The organism is Nocardiopsis tropica (assembly GCF_042660575.1).
In the GTDB taxonomy this organism is placed as follows: domain Bacteria; phylum Actinomycetota; class Actinomycetes; order Streptosporangiales; family Streptosporangiaceae; genus Nocardiopsis; species Nocardiopsis tropica.
Window position 1 is genome coordinate 1 of sequence record NZ_JBHSUF010000007.1, and the last position, 15,911, is coordinate 15,911.

General features: G+C 72.7%; 13 protein-coding genes. 7 read left to right on the forward strand and 6 right to left on the reverse strand.

Going from position 1 to position 15,911, the window contains the following annotated elements:
- Positions 1 to 256, forward strand: a 256-nt coding sequence (locus ACFQBR_RS12540) for a hypothetical protein (protein ID WP_355014137.1), incomplete at its 5' end; no start/stop codon positions are given.
- 248 nt (positions 257 to 504) lie between these two features.
- Here the strand turns inward: ACFQBR_RS12540 and pcrA are convergent.
- Entirely contained in the window at positions 505 to 2,835 is a 2,331-nt protein-coding gene (gene pcrA / locus ACFQBR_RS12545; RefSeq protein ID WP_355014136.1) for a DNA helicase PcrA, read from the reverse strand.
- 168 nt (positions 2,836 to 3,003) lie between these two features.
- Here pcrA and ACFQBR_RS12550 point away from each other — a divergent pair, with 168 nt between their 5' ends.
- Positions 3,004 to 3,933, forward strand: a complete 930-nt coding sequence (locus tag ACFQBR_RS12550; RefSeq protein ID WP_344182066.1) for a nucleoside hydrolase — start codon at positions 3,004 to 3,006, stop codon at positions 3,931 to 3,933.
- 106 nt (positions 3,934 to 4,039) lie between these two features.
- On the opposite strand, the gene ACFQBR_RS12555 is transcribed toward ACFQBR_RS12550, so the two are convergent.
- Complete coding sequence (locus tag ACFQBR_RS12555) at positions 4,040 to 4,711, reverse strand: response regulator (protein WP_276567173.1); 672 nt, start codon at positions 4,709 to 4,711, stop codon at positions 4,040 to 4,042.
- A gap of 121 nt (positions 4,712 to 4,832) precedes the next feature.
- On the reverse strand, positions 4,833 to 6,047 hold the full coding sequence (locus tag ACFQBR_RS12560) for an ATP-binding protein (RefSeq protein ID WP_267946595.1): 1,215 nt from the start codon (positions 6,045 to 6,047) through the stop codon (positions 4,833 to 4,835).
- A 209-nt stretch (positions 6,048 to 6,256) separates the two neighbouring features.
- Here ACFQBR_RS12560 and ACFQBR_RS12565 point away from each other — a divergent pair, with 209 nt between their 5' ends.
- Complete coding sequence (locus ACFQBR_RS12565; protein WP_378553347.1) at positions 6,257 to 7,747, forward strand: PspC domain-containing protein; 1,491 nt, start codon at positions 6,257 to 6,259, stop codon at positions 7,745 to 7,747.
- The gene (locus tag ACFQBR_RS12570; protein WP_344182052.1) at positions 7,734 to 7,961 is read left to right on the forward strand and encodes a hypothetical protein; all 228 of its coding nucleotides are present in this window, start codon (positions 7,734 to 7,736) and stop codon (positions 7,959 to 7,961) included. Before ACFQBR_RS12565 ends, ACFQBR_RS12570 begins: the two co-directional genes overlap by 14 nt.
- A gap of 116 nt (positions 7,962 to 8,077) precedes the next feature.
- Here the strand turns inward: ACFQBR_RS12570 and rsmA are convergent, their stop codons facing one another.
- Together rsmA and ACFQBR_RS12580 are read right to left on the reverse strand one after the other, a co-directional pair.
- Positions 8,078 to 8,962 (reverse strand): 16S rRNA (adenine(1518)-N(6)/adenine(1519)-N(6))-dimethyltransferase RsmA, encoded by an 885-nt coding sequence (gene rsmA, locus ACFQBR_RS12575; protein WP_267946598.1) that lies wholly within the window; start codon positions 8,960 to 8,962, stop codon positions 8,078 to 8,080.
- A 56-nt stretch (positions 8,963 to 9,018) separates the two neighbouring features.
- Positions 9,019 to 10,170, reverse strand: a complete 1,152-nt coding sequence (locus ACFQBR_RS12580) for a ubiquitin-like domain-containing protein (protein ID WP_378553351.1) — start codon at positions 10,168 to 10,170, stop codon at positions 9,019 to 9,021.
- 338 nt (positions 10,171 to 10,508) lie between these two features.
- Between ACFQBR_RS12580 and ACFQBR_RS12585 the strand changes: the two genes are divergently transcribed.
- The 3 genes from ACFQBR_RS12585 (at position 10,509) to ACFQBR_RS12595 (ending at position 15,014) form a co-directional block, all read left to right on the forward strand.
- A complete protein-coding gene (locus ACFQBR_RS12585; protein ID WP_267946599.1) occupies positions 10,509 to 11,603 on the forward strand; it encodes a CaiB/BaiF CoA transferase family protein in 1,095 nt (364 codons plus the stop codon).
- Between the two features lie 150 nt (positions 11,604 to 11,753).
- Positions 11,754 to 14,063, forward strand: a complete 2,310-nt coding sequence (locus ACFQBR_RS12590; RefSeq protein ID WP_344182050.1) for a hypothetical protein — start codon at positions 11,754 to 11,756, stop codon at positions 14,061 to 14,063.
- A 597-nt stretch (positions 14,064 to 14,660) separates the two neighbouring features.
- Positions 14,661 to 15,014, forward strand: a complete 354-nt coding sequence (locus ACFQBR_RS12595; protein ID WP_267946601.1) for an STAS domain-containing protein — start codon at positions 14,661 to 14,663, stop codon at positions 15,012 to 15,014.
- 150 nt (positions 15,015 to 15,164) lie between these two features.
- Here the strand turns inward: ACFQBR_RS12595 and ACFQBR_RS12600 are convergent, their stop codons facing one another.
- Positions 15,165 to 15,860, reverse strand: coding sequence for a M50 family metallopeptidase (locus ACFQBR_RS12600; protein WP_267946602.1), 696 nt, complete (start codon positions 15,858 to 15,860; stop codon positions 15,165 to 15,167).
- Positions 15,861 to 15,911: the final 51 nt, after the last annotated feature.

The window sequence follows — 15,911 nt, forward strand, 5'->3', positions numbered from 1 at the left end:
GGGGCCAAAACAAACATGGCTTAAAGAAAATCAAACACGCGCTGTTGAGTTCTCAAGAAACAACCGCTCTTCCCGTACAAGCGCCAGCCGTTCCGGCTGTCTGCTCTTCCGTGGAAGGCGTCTGCGTTTCCGCTTTGTTGTGTCTTTACTTTATCAGGTGTTCCGCGCCCCGCCAAATCGGCGGTTTGTGGTGGTTCTGATCGGGGTAAAGCCCGTTTGCTTCGTCTGCTTTTGTCCGAATGGACTGGGCTTTTGAAGCGACTCCCTGAGTTTACATGGCCCGAACAGTGCTCGAACCGCGAGGCTCGGAGGACCGTACCGGTGATGACTCTGGGAGGGACCGGCCCGTCCGCGGAGATTCCGCGTCCGTCTCGCTCGGTCTTGACCAACTGTACCCCTGCGTAGGAGTCCTCGTGACGCGTTCCGGGGAATCCGTCCGTGTGGTGTGTCCCGCTCCCCTCCGCCTGCGCGGGCGGGACCGGGACACACCGGCACACGTCGGCGTCAGAGCTTCTCGATCGGGGCGTACTTGACGAGGAAGTCCTTCTCGCCGATGTCGGCGCCGAAGTCGATGCGGGCCTTGGTCTTGTCGCCGGCGCCCTCGACGAGCTGTACCCGGCCCATGCCGAACGAGTCGTGGTTGACCAGGTCGCCCACGCCGAGCGTCGGCGCCTCCTTGCCGGCGCCGCGGCGCGGACCTCCTCCGAAGGTGCTGCCGAACCCTCCGGAACCGCGCCCGCCGCCGATGCCGCGGCTGGGCGGGGCGGCCAGGCTGGACTCCGCCCTGCGCCAGTCGACCAGGGAGGCGGGGATCTCGTCCAGGAACCGCGAACCCGGGTTGTAGGAGGGCGTCCCCCAGGCGCTGCGCACCGCCGCGCGGCTGACGTAGAGGAGCCGCTGGGCGCGGGTCAGGCCCACATAGGCCAGTCGCCGCTCCTCCTCAAGCTGCGTCTTGTCGCCCAGCGTGCGGGTGTGCGGGAAGACGCCGTCCTCCATGCCGGTGAGGAACACCGCGGGGAACTCCAGCCCCTTGGCCGCGTGCAGGGTCATCAGGGTGACGACGCCGCCGGTGTCGTCCGCGTCGGGGATCTGGTCGGTGTCCGCGACGAGGGAGATCCGCTCCAGGAAGTCGACCAGCGTCGGCTCCCCGGGATCGAGGGTGCCGGAGGGGACGGCGCCGTCCTCCTCGTCCTCGTCCGGGGGCTCCTCCTCCAGGAGCGCGGCGAAGGTGTGCTCGAACTCCCTGGCCACGTCCACGAACTCCTCCAGGTTCTCCACCCGGCTCTCGTCCTGGAGGTCCTTGGACTCGGCGAGCTCGGAGAGGTACCCGGTCTTGCTCAGCACCGCCTCGACGACCTCGGCGGGCGTGCTGCCCGGCACCGCCTCGGCCAGCTCGTCGAGCAGGGCGGTGAAGTTCTGCACCGCCTTGACCGAGCGGGTCGCGATCCCCGGCGCCTCGTCCACCCTGCGCAGCGCCCTGGAGAAGGAGATGCGCTCGCGTGCGGCGAACAGCTCCACCGCCTCCTCCGCCCGCGCCCCGATCCCGCGCTTGGGCACGTTGAGGATGCGCCGCAGGCTGACCGTGTCCTCGGGGTTGGCCAGCACCCGCAGGTAGGCGAGGATGTCGCGGATCTCCTTGCGCTCGTAGAAGCGCACGCCGCCGACGATCTTGTACGGCAGGCCGGTGCGGATGAACACGTCCTCGAACACGCGGGACTGCGCGTTGGTGCGGTAGAACACGGCGACCTGGCTGGGCGTGACCGTGCCCTCGTCGGTGAGCTTGTCGATCTCGCCGACCACGAACGCGGCCTCGTCGTGCTCGTTGTCGGCGACGTAGCCGGTGATGGCCGGGCCGTCGCCCTGCTCGGACCACAGGTTCTTGGCCGGACGCCCCTCATTGCGGTCGATGACCGCGTTGGCCGCCGAGAGGATGTTCTGGGTGGAGCGGTAGTTCTGCTCCAGGAGGATGGTCCGCGCGCTGGGGAAGTCCCGCTCGAACTCCAGGATGTTGCGGATGGTCGCACCGCGGAACGCGTAGATGGACTGGTCCGCGTCGCCGACCACGCACAGCTCGGCGGGCGGCACCACGCCGGTGTCGGAGTCCTCGGCCGCGCCGACCAGCTCGCGGACGAACGCGTACTGGGCGTGGTTGGTGTCCTGGTACTCGTCGACCATGACGTGTCGGAAGCGGCGCCGGTAGTACTCGGCGACGTCCGGGAACATCTGGAACAGGTTGACGGTGACCATGATCAGGTCGTCGAAGTCCATGGCGCCCGCCTCGTGCAGGCGCCGCTGGTAGAGCTGGTAGGCCTCCGCCAGCTTCTTCTCCTGCTCGGTCTGGGCCTGCTCGGCGGCCGTGTCGTAGTCGACCAGCTCGTTCTTGAGGTTGGACACCTGGAAGGAGAACGACTTGGGCGGGAACCGCTTGGGGTCGAGGTCCATCTCCTTGCAGACCAGCTGCATCAGCCGCGCGGAGTCCGCGGAGTCGTAGATGGTGAAGCTGCTGGGGTAGCCGAGCCTGTGCGCCTCCCTGCGCAGGATGCGCACGCACGCCGAGTGGAACGTCATCGTCCACATGGTGTTCGCGGCACGGACGCCGAGGAGGGCCTGGATGCGCTCCTTCATCTCGGCGGCGGCCTTGTTGGTGAAGGTGATCGCGAGGATCTCACCGGGGCGGACGCCGCGCTCGGCCATGAGGTGGGCGATGCGGTGCGTCAGGACGCGGGTCTTGCCCGATCCGGCGCCCGCCACGATCAGGAGCGGTGCGCCGCTGTGGGTGACGGCGTCGCGCTGGGGACCGTTCAGACCTTCGAGAAGCTGCTCTTGGGAGGACACTCCTCCAGGTTACGGCCGCCCGGGGACGGCGGTGTCCCGGTCACCGGGGGCGCCTCCGCACACTCTGCCCGTTTCGCGGGTGAAAGTGCGCTGACCGGCGGCCTAGGCTGTTTTGGTACGGGTCCCCGGTGGGGGACCGCGGTTGTCTCGGGGGGAGTTTCCTTGACCATGCGTGTGTTCGTCGACTGCGATCCGGGGATCGACGACGCCGTCGCTCTCGCCTACCTGGCCGCGCGCCCGGAGGTGGAGATCGTCGGGATCGGTGCGGTCTTCGGCAACAACAGCGTCGACATCACGGCGGACAACGCGCTGCGGCTCCTGGAGCTGTACGGCCGTCCGGACGTGCCCGTGGCGGTCGGCGCCGCCCGGCCGCTGGTGCAGGCTCCCCGCCTCGCCGCGCACGTCCACGGCGGCAACGGCCTGGGCGACGTGGAGCTGCCCGCGCCCGCGGGCAAGCCGGTCGCGGAGTCCGCTGCCGAGCTGCTGGTGCGGCTGGTCCGCGAGGCCCCGGGGGAGATCGACGTCCTGGCGGTGGGCCCGCTCACCAACATCGCGATCGCGCTGGGGCTGGAGCCGCGGCTGCCGGAGCTGGTGCGGCGCCTCGTGGTGATGGGGGGCGCGGTGCGGGCCCCCGGCAACGTGACCTCGCACGCCGAGGCGAACATCAACAACGACCCCGAGGCCGCGGAGGCGGTGTTCGCGGCCGGGTTCGACCTGGACCTGGTGGCGCTGGACATCACCATGAAGACGGTGGCGACGCCCGAGTGGCTGTCCGACCTGCGGTCGGTGCCGGGTGAGCGCGCCGAGCGCACGTCGGCGTTCCTGGACTTCTACGCGGACTTCTACACGGGGATCTTCGGCGTCCGCCAGTGCGCGATGCACGATCCGCTGGCCGCCGCGGTCCTGGTGGACGGGCACCTGGTGACGGACTCGTTCGAGGCGCCGCTGCGGGTGGAGCTGTCCGGCGGGCTCACGCGCGGGATGACCGTCGCCGACCTGCGCCCGCGTCCGGGGGCCGACGACCGCCGGCCCGCCCGGGTGGTCACGGGGGTGGCGGAGGCGGAGTTCCTCACCAGGATGATGGACTCCCTGCGCTGACGCGCCGACGGCGGTCGCCCCCGGGGGGGCGGCCGCCGTCGCCGTTCGCACGGCGGGTACGCGGCGTCCCTCCGGCCGGGGCGGGCCCCGCCCCGGCGGAAGCGCGTCAGACGAGCCGTCGGGCCGTCGCCCACCTGCTCAGCTCGTGCCGGTTGGAGAGCTGGAGCTTGCGCAGGACCGAGGACACGTGCGTCTCCACCGTCTTGACGGAGATGAACAGCTCCTTGGCCACCTCTTTGTACGCGTAGCCGCGCGCGATGTGCCGCAGCACCTCGCGCTCGCGCTGGGTGAGGCGGTCCAGCTCGGGGTCGACCGGCGGGGCGTCGGTCGCGGAGAACGCGTCCAGCACGAAACCGGCCAGGCGCGGCGAGAAGACCGCGTCGCCGTCGGCCACGCGCACGATGGCGTTGGCCAGCTCCTTGCCGGAGATGGTCTTGGTGACGTAGCCGCGGGCGCCGCCCCGCACCACGCCGATGACGTCCTCCGCCGCGTCGGAGACCGACAGCGCGAGGAAGCGGATCTGCGGGTGCTGTGACAGGACCCTGCGCAGCACCTCCACACCGCCGCCGCCGGGCAGGTGGACGTCCAGGAGGACGAGGTCGGGCTTCTGCTCCCCGATGACGTGCACGGCGCTGTCGACGTCCCCTGCCTCCCCGACGACGTCGACGGCGTCGCCCAGTTCGCCACGTACCCCGCTGCGGAACAGCCGGTGGTCGTCCACGATCACGACGCGGGGCACCGCGTCACCGTCACTGAAGGTCGTGCTCTCGTCTCCCACACCCTGGACTCTACCCACGTCGGGGGGCGGGGGACAGCGGCGCCGGGGGTCGCGGCGCCCGTTGTCCGCATCCGGTCGGCGGACGGCGCCCCGGGGTCCTCCCTCTCGGCTCCGGCCGGCGCTACGCCTCCGGGATGCGGGCCATGCGGAGCTGCACCTCGGTGCCCTCGCCCGGACCGGTGCGGATGCGCGCGGAGCCGCCGTGGCGCTCCATCCGGCCGAGGATGGATCCGCGCACGCCCATGCGGTCCTCGGGGATGTCGTCCATGTCGAACCCGGCGCCCCGGTCGCGGACGAACACGAGCACCTCGTCCTGGTCGACCTCGCCGAACACGGAGATGCTGTCGGTGCCCGCGTACTTGGAGGCGTTGACCATGGCCTCGCGGGCGGCGCGGAGCATCGCGGAGAGGGCGTCGTCCATGGGGCAGTCGCCCACGCACACCACCTCGATGGGAACGCCGTGCTCCTCCTCGACCTCGGCCGCGACGCGTTCGAGCGCGGGCGACACGGTGGTGTCGGCGTCGGCGGGCCGCTGGTAGAGCCAGCTGCGCAGGGCCCGCTCCTGGACGCGGGCGAGGCGCTGGACCTCCCGCGGGTCCTCGGCCCGGCGCTGGATGAGCGTGAGGGTGTGCAGGACGGAGTCGTGGATGTGGGCGGCGAGTTCGGCGCGCTCGGCGTTGCGGATGCGCTCGCGGCGCTCCTGGTCGCGTTCGCGGACCAGTCCGATGATCCACGGCGCGGCGATCAGGGAGACCCCGGCGAGGAGGGTGAAGGCGAAGGTCAGGCCGGCGCGGGCGTTCTGGAGCTGTTCCTGGAAGACGAGGAAGCCGATGACGCCGACCACGACCAGGAGGACGCCCGTCCCGGCGCGCATGACGCCCTTGCCGCCCCGGTCCCCCCTGCCGACGGCGCTGGTCATCCACTCGTCGCGCTGGGAGGGGTTGGCCTGCTGCCAGAGGATGATCCCTCCGAGCGTCCCGAACACCACGAACCAGAGCAGGGGGTCGAACACCCCGCCGAAGAGCAGGAACAGGAAGCCGAGCGCCGCGGCGAGGCCGACGTAGGCGATCAGTTGGGAGATGTCGCGGCCCTTGCGCCGGCCCTCCGCCTCACCGGGTCCGCGCTCGTCCCCGTCCTCCGGGTCGGCGGGGACGAAGAAGTACAGGGCGACGTACACGGCGAGGCCCATGCCGCCGACGGACAGGGCCATGAAGGCGAGGCGGACGACCACCGGGTCGAGTCCGAGGTGCCGGGCCAGTCCGGCGGCGACCCCTCCGAGGAGCCTGCCTTCCACCGCGCGGGTGAGCCGCGGGGTGTCCGCGGCCGTTGCTGCCACCGCCCGATCACCGCTTTCCGTCGCGTGGCGCGGGGTGTGCGCGCCGCTCGTGTGTCCTGTGCTCCAGGATGCCCTCCGTGGGAGGTGTTCGGCATCCGGGGCGCGTCCCTGGTCCTGCCCTGGCCCCGGTCAGGGTGTGTTCAGGGTCGTCCCGGATGCCGTGGCGCGTGGTTTCGGGTGACCATGGGTGGGTGAGGAAAGTGCGGTGAGTGACCATGGCTGACGATCCGACTCCCGGCGGTCCGGGGGGCGGCGCGTTCCCGGCGCCCGGTTCCCCGGGAGCCGCGGAGGGCGTGCCCCGGGCCGCCGCCGAGGCGCGCCCGGAGGCTTCGGGGCGCGAGATCCGCAAGGGGGACGAGGACCGGGTCCTCGCCGGTGTGTGCGCGGGCCTGGGCCGGTACACGGGGGTCGATCCCGTGGTGTGGCGGACGGGGTTCGTGCTGACCGCGTTCGCCGGGGGCGCCGGCCTGCTGCTCTACACCGGCGCGTGGATGCTGATGCGCGGGCCGGAGGGAGGGCCGGCGACGTTCGAGCAGATGCTGAACCGGAGCTTCCCCTCGCGTGCGGTGCCGAAGCTGCTGGCCGTCGGGTTGGCGGTGGCGACGGCGTTCAGCCTGGTGGGCGGCCTGGGGTGGTCGACCCTGGTGCTGGCGGTACCGCTGGTGCTGGGGCTGCTGACGGCGCGCAACCGCGGGGTGGACCTGCGGGCGGCGTTCGCGGAACTGCGGCAGGACCTGGCGTCGAAGGAGCCGCCGCCCGCGGCCCCGGTGTCGGGGCCGTCCCCGACCTACTACAACCCGGCCCAGCCGTGGGCGTCCGCCCCGCAGGGCCCGGTGGACCTGGCGGTGGTGGCGGAGCGTTCCGCGCACGCCGACGGGTCGGGAGCGGCGGGGGAGGACGACGACGCGGAGGAGGGGCCCGGCGGACGGCACGGGGGCGGCGGTTCCTCCGCCGTCGACCCGGACCGGGACACCGGCGGGACGTGCCGCAGGGGTGCGCCGCTGGCGTCGTTCGCCCTGTGGACGGTCGTCGCCGGGGCCGTCCTGGTCCCGTTGGCCGTGTTCGGCTGGTCGTCCTCGCTGTGGAGCGCGCAGACGGCGACGCTGCTGTTCGGTCCGGAGACGGGCGTGTTCTTCCTCGCCGGGGTCCTGGCGGTGATCGGCCTCTGCTCGCTGGTCGGCGCCTGGGCCGGCGATCCCCGCGGCCTGGTGTCCATGGGGCTGGTGGCCGCCCTGGCGCTCGCGCTGGCGTCGGTGACCGACCTCACCCGGGTGCGGATCGGCGGGGAGACCTGGCGTCCGGCCACGGTCGCCGAGGCCGAGGCGGGCGACCACCTGCTCACCGTGGGCTCGGGGACCCTGGACCTGACCGGCATCGGGGACCTGGGGCCCGGCGAGACCGCCGACGTGTCGCTGAGCGTGGGCGCCGGCCATCTGGAGGTCCTCCTTCCGGAGGACGTCCGCGTCGCGTTCACTGCGGACGTCGGCCTCGGGATGGTGGACCTCGGAGGCACGGGGGACGGTGGTGAGCTGGTCGGGCACTCCCTCGTCCACGAGGAGGTGTACGAACCCGTCCCGGTCCCCGCGCCCGGCGGCGCGGCGGAAGGTCCGGCGGACGGCGACGGGGCCGAACCCCCGTTGATCAACGTGCGCACCGATTCTCGGGTCGGGGTAGTGGAGGTACGGCATGGCGAAGCGTAGGACCGACTGGGGCTCGTTCGTGGCGGGGCTGCTGTTCCTCTCCCTCGCGGTCGCGTTCGCCGTGCGCGGCACCGGCGACTGGGAGTTCGACGTGGTCTGGGTGCTGCCGGTCCTGGCCGTCGGCCTGGGGGTGGCCGGGGTGGCCCGCGTGCTCACGCGGCGGTCGCGGAAGGAGGGGGCGGTGGCGGACGGCCCGGGCGGGGCGAAGGACTGACGCGCGGGAGCCCGGTCCCGTGGGGGCCGGGGAGCGCGGGCCGAAGGGCGCCGGCCGACGGGGGCGGCGCCCTTCGGCGTGCGCACACCCGGGACGCGTCCGGCCGCGGCCCGGGGCTATCCGGCGGCGGGGCGCTGCTCGGCGATGGCCGCGAACCCGGCCACGTCGAGGGACTCCCCGCGGGCGCCCGGGTCCACGCCCGCGGCCCGGAGCGCGGTCTCGGCGGCGGGGGCGGACCCGGCCCAACCGGCCAGGGCGGCCCTCAGGGTCTTGCGGCGCTGGGCGAAGGCCGCGTCGATCACGGCGAAGACCTCCTTGCGGGTGGCCTTCGTGTCGGGCCGGGGGCGGCGGACGAGTTCGACGAGCCCGGAGTCGACGTTGGGGGCGGGCCAGAACACGTTGCGTCCGACCGAGCCGGCGCGCCGTGCCCGGGCGTACCAGGCGACCTTGGCGGAGGGGACCCCGTAGATGCGCCCGCCGGGGGTCGCGGTGATCCTGTCGGCCACCTCGGCCTGCACCATGACCAGGACCCGCCGGAGGCTGGGCAGGAGTTCGAGCAGGTGCAGCAGAACGGGCACCGACACGTTGTAGGGCAGGTTGGCCACCAGTGCGGTGGGTGCGGGGCCGGGCACCTCGGAGATGCGCATGGCGTCCCCGGGGACGACGGTGAGCCGGTCGGCCAGCTCGGGCGCGTGGTCGGCGACGGTTCCGGGGAGGGCGGCGGCGAGCGCCGGATCGATCTCGATGGCGGTCACGTGGCGCACGTGCGGGAGCAGTGCCAGGGTGAGCGAGCCCAGGCCCGGTCCGACCTCGGCCACGACGTCCTCGTCGGTGACGCCCGCGACCCGGACGATGCGGCGGACGGTGCCGTGGTCGATGACGAAGTTCTGGCCCAGGGTCTTGGTGGGCCTGATGCCGAACCGCTCGGCGAGCGCCCGCACGTCGGCGGGCGTCAGCAGGCGGGAGCGGTCGTCGGGTGCGGGTGTCTGTGTCACCCCCACATCTTGCCAGCTCCCGCCCGCTGCCCCGGCGGCCGGTCCGGGCGGGGCCCTTCCCCCTATTCGAAGAGGTGGGCGCCGCAGTGGGGCCACTGGCTCCGCCAGTTGCCGCCGACGGCGTCGTAGAGCCGCTGTGCGCGCCGGGTCTGCTCCGACGCGCCGGCGTCGGAGGGCAGCCCGGTCCCGCCCACCGACTGCCAGGTGGCGGCGCTGAACTGGTAGAGGCCGTAGTAGCCGCCCGCGGAGTTGACGGCCCCGGCGTCGCCGCCCGACTCGCACTGGGCGAGGGCTGCCCAGTTGAGGTCGGCGGCCGCTCCCCCGCCGGCGGGGGGCGCGGTGCCGATCTCGACGAGCCCCTCGACGGGTTCGGTGACGACCTCGTTCCGGAGCTCGTGCGGAACCTCCTCGCCGTCGAGCAGGACGGTGGCGGTGGTGACCCTCCGGAGCCCGTCCACGGGTTCGGTGACGACCTTGCGCTCCCCCTCGGGCAGGTCGGGGTTGTCCCGCTCGACGGTCTCGGCCGTGATGGCCTTCTCCTCCGTGACGGGTTCGCCGACGACGGGGGTGATCTCGACGACCATCTCGGGCTCGGCCGGCTCGTCCGGGGCGGGCGAGACGATGTCGTGCTCGCCGGGGGCCACCCCGGCGGAGAGGAGGACGTCGGCGACCGTCGCCCCGGTGGTCCTCGTCTCGGTGCGCACGGTGTCGTACATGACGACCATGCGCGGCGCCCGTTCGGCGGTGACGGTGAGGCCGCCCTCGGGGACGGGGGTGTCCCGGTCCTCGGACAGTTCGACCCCCTCGGGGTCCAGGCCGATCTCGCGGAGTGCCTCGTCGAGGGTGAGCGCGTGGACGCTGTGGTCGTGCCGGTGGCCGTCGAGTTCGAGGACCAGCTCGCGCGGGGAGCGCAGGACCACGTGGTCGCCGGAGGCGATCGGGGTCTCGGGGGGCGGGACGACGAGGTCGCCCTTCCCCGGTGTGACGCCCGCGGAGTCGAGGACGTCCTGGACCGTGCCGCCGAAGGTGTGCACGGTCCGCTCGTCGCCGTTGGCGTCGAGGACCACGCCGCGGTCCATGGCGAAGGCGGTCCCCACGGCGGCGACGGCGACGGCCCCCGCGACCGCGACGGCCATGAACGGGCGCGGGAGTCCGCCCCGTGCTCGCCGTCGGCCTTTGGCACGGCGCGTGCGCTTCTTCGGGGTAGCGGGCATGGCGGCTGCATCCTTCTCGGAAAAGGGGTGGTTCGGGTTTCTCCGGTTTCGCCCGGGTAGGGCTGCCCCTGGAGCCGTCTCCGCTGATGGCGACGGCGGTCCGCGGGATCTCCACGCGGCTTCGCGGCTCTCTCCCACGAGCACGGACACATTAACACCCATTGTGGTTCGCGTTTTTAATCAGCCGAAATGATTTTCCTTCTGCCGGTTTTAGTTACCCTTCTTCCTTTTCTCCTTCAACGGTCTTGTGCGGTGCCGCTGTGGCGCCCTCCGCACGGAGCCTGCACAATGAACCGAACCACGTTCTAGATCGCTCTCTCAGCTGGAGGCCCGCACCCATGGGACCCCTCACCGGAATCCGTGTCGTCGAGTTCACCGGGATCGGCCCCGCGCCGATGGCCGGGATGCTCCTCGCCGACCTGGGTGCCAGTGTCATCCGCCTGGACCGCCCCCCGGCCGCCGATGCCGTGAACGCCGGGGCCGACGGCCCCCACATGAGCGAGGGGCGCACCGTTCTGGGCGCCGACCTCAAGACCGACGGGGGGCGCGCCCTCGCCCGCGACCTGGTCGCCCGCGCCGACGTCCTCCTGGAGGGCTTCCGTCCCGGGGTCATGGAACGCCTCGGGCTCGGCCCCGACGCGTGCCTCGCGCTCAACCCCCGCCTGGTGTTCGCGCGGGTCACCGGCTGGGGCCAGGACGGCCCGCTCGCCCGCACCGCCGGACACGACATGAACTACGTCTCCGTCAACGGCGCCCTCCACGCCATCGGACGCGCGGGCGGCCCGCCTGTGCCGCCGATCAACCTCCTCGGCGACTTCGCCGGGGGCACCATGTTCGCGGTCACCGGGATCCTGGCCGCCCTGGTCGAACGGCAGTCCTCCGGCCGGGGCCAGGTCGTGGACGCCGCCATGGTGGACGGCAGCTCCCTGCTCATGTCGATGGTCCACGAGGACCGGGCGCGCGGCGCGTGGAGCGACGAGCGCGGCACGAACTACCTGGACACGGGCGCCCCCTGGTACGACGTGTACGAGTGCTCGGACGGCGGGCACGTGTCGGTGGGCTGCATCGAGCCCCAGTTCTACTCCGCGTTCCTGGCAGGTCTGGGCCTGACCGGCGAGGACCTCCCCGGCCAGTGGGACCGGGACGGCTGGCCCCGGCTGCGCGAGCGCTTCGCGGAGGTCCTGCGCACCAGGAGCCGCGACGAGTGGGCGGCGGTGTTCGACGGCGTCGACGCGTGCGTGATGCCGGTCCTGTCCCTGGAGGAGGCCCCCGACCATCCGCACGTGCGGGCCCGCGGGACCCTGGTCCGCCACGGGTCCCGGGTGGTCCCCGGTCCGGCCCCGCGCTTCGACCGGACGCCCGGCGGTGTCACCCGCGGACGCGAGCGGCCCGACACCGGCACGACCCTCCGGGAGTGGGGCATCACCGGCTGACCGGTGCGGCGGTCCCGCGCCGGGCCGTCCCTCGGGGGCGGTTCGGGCCGATGGGCCCGGGCCACGCGCCCGGCGGGCGCGGGTCCCCCTACCGGGCGCGGATGGTCACTATCGTGGCCAGTCCGGCTGAGCGCGACTGGGGGGTTCGCCATGCCACGACGGCTCGTCACACGGACGGCGGCGCGCTGGGGGGCGCGCCTGGGTCCGCTCGTCCTGTCCGGGGCGGTCCTGCTGTGCGCCGCCGCGCCGACGGCGGCCGCGGAGCCCCGGACACCCGCGGCGTCCGCCTCCGCAGAGGTTCCCCGGGCCGGGGGCGGCCCCGATCTGACGGACCGGCGCGGCGGTCCGGTGGTCCTCGTGGGCGTACCGGGACTGCTGTGGCAGGACGTGACCCCGGAGCACACACCGACGCTGTGGGGGATGGCCGAGGAGGGCGCCATCGGCAACGTGTCGATCCGCAGCGCCACCTCCCGCACCTGCCCGACGGACGGCTGGCTGTCGGTGTCGGCCGGGCAGCGCGCCCTGTCCGAGCGCGAGCGCTTCACCGTGTGCGAGGCGGCGCCCGAACCCGAGGGCGACGGTTCGGGCGCGGTGGTCCCCGGGTTCGACTCCTACGTGCGGCTGAACGAGCGCTCGGCCTTCTCCGCCCCCGTCGGCCTGCTCGGGGAGACGGTGCGGGACTCCGGCGGAACCACCCTGGCGGCGGGCCCCGGCGCCGCCCTCGGCGTCGCCGACACCTCCGGCCGCGTCGACCACTACGCCGACGGGCCGCTCGACCTGACCACGGAACGCCTGGAGGGCGTGTCCCTGGCCGCCGTGGAACTGCCCGAGCTCACCCGGCTGTACCCCGACCCCCCGCGGGAACGGGAGACGGACGGTGCGGAGGAGCCCCCCGAACCCGACCCGGAGGACGTGCCGGAATGGGCGCGTGAGGAGGCGCTGGCCGACCTCGACGGACGGCTGAGGGCCCTGGAGCGGATCCTGCCGGTCGGCTCGTCCCTCATGGTCGTCGGTGTGTCCATGGACACCGGTCCCTCCCAGCTCACCGTGGCCCTGTCCGGGGAGATCACCGAGGACGGGTTCTCCGGGAGCGAGTCGTACCTGGCGTCGGAGTCGACCCGGCGCCCGGGGCTCGTGGCCCTCACCGACACCACGCCGACCGTCCTCACGGCGCTGGGGCTCAGGGCGACGGAGCCCACCAGCGGGCGGGTCTGGCACCTGGCCGAGCGTCCGCCGTCGGTCGAGCAGGCCCTCGTGCGCCTGGTGGACTTCAACACGGCGGCGGTGGTCGTGGGCGCGGCGATCCCCGGCTTCTTCAGCGGACTGGTCGCCTTCCAGCTCCTCATCTACGCGGCGGCGGCCTACGCCCTGCACCGGTACTCGGGCCGCCAGCGCGGCAAGCGCGCCCTGGTCCTGTCGGTGACGCGGATCGTCGCGCTCGCGGGCGCCGCCTTCCCCGTCGCCAGCTACCTGGCCAACCTCATCCCGTGGTGGGCCTCCGGGAGCCCGCTGGTGGCGCTGCTCGCCTGCGTGGTGACCGCCGACGCCCTGGTGGTGGCGCTGGCCGTGGCCGGACCGTGGCGCCGGAGCATCCTGGGACCGATGACGGTCGTCGCGGGCGCGACCACGGCGGTGCTCTTCCTCGACCTGTGCTTCGGGGCGAACCTGCAGATGAACTCGCCGACGGGCTACTCGCCGATCGTGGGCGGGCGGTTCTACGGGATAGGCAACATCGCCTTCGCGACGTTCGCGACCGGCATGCTCATGGCGGTCGCCGGGATCGCCCACGGGCTGATCGCCCGGGGCCGGCGGCGCGCGGCCGTGGCGACGACCCTGGCGGTCGGCACCGCGTCCGTGCTCATCGTCGGCTGGCCCGGGCTGGGCACCGACTTCGGCGGGGTGATCGCCCTGGTCCCGGGACTCGCGGTGACGACGATGATGATCGCCGGGGTGAGGGTCACCCCCCTGCGGCTGGTGGCCGTGGGGGCGGTGGCGGTCGCGGCGATCTCGCTGCTCTCGTGGCGGGACTACCTGCGCCCGCCGGAGGAGCGCAGCCACCTGGGGGCGTTCGCGGCCCAGGTGGTGAACGGCGAGGCCGGGACCGTGCTGGCGCGCAAGCTCGGCGCGATGCTGGGGACCCTCGGCAACTGGCAGCTCACGCTGCTCGCGGCCTGCGCCCTGGTGTTCCTGTTCGTGGTGCTCAACCGGCCGACCAAGTGGCGGATCGGGGCGCTCCAGCGCGCCTACGAGTACGCGCCGACACTCCGGGCCGGCCTCACCGGCTCACTGGTGACGGCCCTCGCGGGGTTCGCGGCCAACGACTCGGGGGTGGCGATCCCCGCGATCGCCCTCACCGTGGCGGTTCCCCTGACGCTTTCCGCGTGCGTGTGGGCGGTCCAGCAGGAGGACCTGGACCAGACACCCGGCCGTCAACCGACCGAGAACGCCCACTGCTTGTGATCTGTGCCTCATGAGGCACAGGAAGAGCAAACAGCACGAGCACGACCTTGCGTCGCTCACGTCACGAATCGGCCACGGCCCTATGGTAAAGTCCGAGGCTGGGCGGGTCCGTTAGAGGAACATGGCGCCTGCCGGGGCCCCTGGGGATCCCGGTGACCGACCGCCCGGCACACGGGGACGGCCGCGATTCCACCGCCCCGGAAGTCCACTCCTCGACCGCGAGGGGAATGCCCGCTCCCACGGGCGGGTTCACAGTTGCAGAGGGCTGGGAGTGGCCCGAAGCGACAAGCGACGCGTCCGACGACGCACCACGCGTCCTCCGCCGCCGGCGGCGGGACAGGACGCGTCCAGGAACTTTCGACCCGGGTTCGCACGTTCGACGGGCATCCGTGCTTCACGCGGAACCCCCAGGACACCCAGGTGAGAAGGCGTTTCGTTCCCGGACCCAGCCCGGGGCACCACGCAAGGAACTCGATGAACCATCAGCTTGGCCACCGCGGTAACGCGGCGAACGCGCCGGTCGACGCACGCTCATGGAGCGGCGTACGGCCCGCCTCGCCGACCCATCGGGCACGTCCCGAATACGCCGGAGTCGCAATGCCCGACCTGAACATCTCCTCCACCCTGCACGACGCCGGGCGCGTTCTGGCGCTGGACGGGGAGATCGACATGGCCACCGAGCACCGCTTCCAGGAGGCGGTGACCCAGGCCCTGACCACTCAGCCGTTCGGGCGGGTCGTACTGGACTGCTCCGACCTGCGGTTCATCGACTCCAGCGGTCTGCGCGTCCTCATCCGGGCGCACAAGGCGGCCAAGGAGCAGCAGGCGCTCCTCGCCATCGCCTCGCCCATCCACCGGGTGATGCAGACACTGCGGGTGACGTCGCTCGACACGCGCATCCCCGTCTTCACCACGGTCTCCGAGGCACTCGCCGCACCGCGCGCCGACTGACCGTCCACCGACGGGGAGCCCCGACCCGCTCCCCGGTCGGCGAGGGCCGTACGGGCCCCGCCGGACCCCGCACAGGGCGCGACCACCGGGCCGCGCCCTTTCGTGTGTCCGGAACCGGCCGTCCCCCGCGGGACGTGCCGACCGGTCGCCTCAGAAGAGCAGCAGCCACACGCCGAGCGCGGTCACCGCGAGGTTCACCAGGGCGAACACCACCACCCAGAGGGTGCCGGGCACTCCGGTGAGCCGCGCGAGCTGGTCGGCGTCGGAGTGGGGGGAGGGGTTGCGCCTGCGCTGGGACTGGAGCTCGAAGACCGGTCGCACGCCGGCGAAGAGCAGGAACCAGATGAACAGGTAGGCGAAGGCGGCCTGGACCTCGGGCGGGGTGAACCAGCTGACGCCGAACACCACCGCGCCGGTGACGACGACCGACACCACTCCGTAGACGTTGCGGATCATCAGCAGCATCGCGGCCAGCACGACGATGCTCAGCCACAGCAGGGCGGTGATGCGGTCGGACATGAGCATGAGGATGCCCAGGAGCCCGATGACCGACGAGGAGACATAGCCCGCGAAGACGGTCAGGATCATGCCGATGCCGGTCGGCCTGCCGCGGGAGACGGTCACACCGGAGGTGTCCGAGTGGAGCCGGATACCCGTGAGCTGTCGGCCGCTGAGCAGCGCGACGAGCGCGTGCCCGCCCTCGTGGGCGATGGTGACGACGTTGCGCCCGACCCTCCACGGTGGGCCGAGCAGGACGGCGGCCAGGGCCAGGACGGCCGCGGAGACGACGATCCACGACTCCGGCTCCGGTTGTACGGACAGGACTTCCTGCCAGACGTCACCCAAGGTTGTTCCCACCACTGCCCCCGACTCCTGCTTCGGCGTACCGTCGACGGG

Excerpts from the sequence above, each read along its gene's own strand:
- ACFQBR_RS12585 (WP_267946599.1), top strand. The coding sequence starts at position 10,509 with ATGGGACCCCTCACCGGAATCCGTGTCGTCGAGTTCACCGGGATCGGC.
- ACFQBR_RS12570 (WP_344182052.1), top strand. The coding sequence starts at position 7,734 with ATGGCGAAGCGTAGGACCGACTGGGGCTCGTTCGTGGCGGGGCTGCTG.
- ACFQBR_RS12590 (WP_344182050.1), top strand. The coding sequence starts at position 11,754 with ATGCCACGACGGCTCGTCACACGGACGGCGGCGCGCTGGGGGGCGCGC.
- ACFQBR_RS12580 (WP_378553351.1), bottom strand. The coding sequence starts at position 10,170 with ATGCCCGCTACCCCGAAGAAGCGCACGCGCCGTGCCAAAGGCCGACGG.
- ACFQBR_RS12550 (WP_344182066.1), top strand. The coding sequence starts at position 3,004 with ATGCGTGTGTTCGTCGACTGCGATCCGGGGATCGACGACGCCGTCGCT.
- ACFQBR_RS12595 (WP_267946601.1), top strand. The coding sequence starts at position 14,661 with ATGCCCGACCTGAACATCTCCTCCACCCTGCACGACGCCGGGCGCGTT.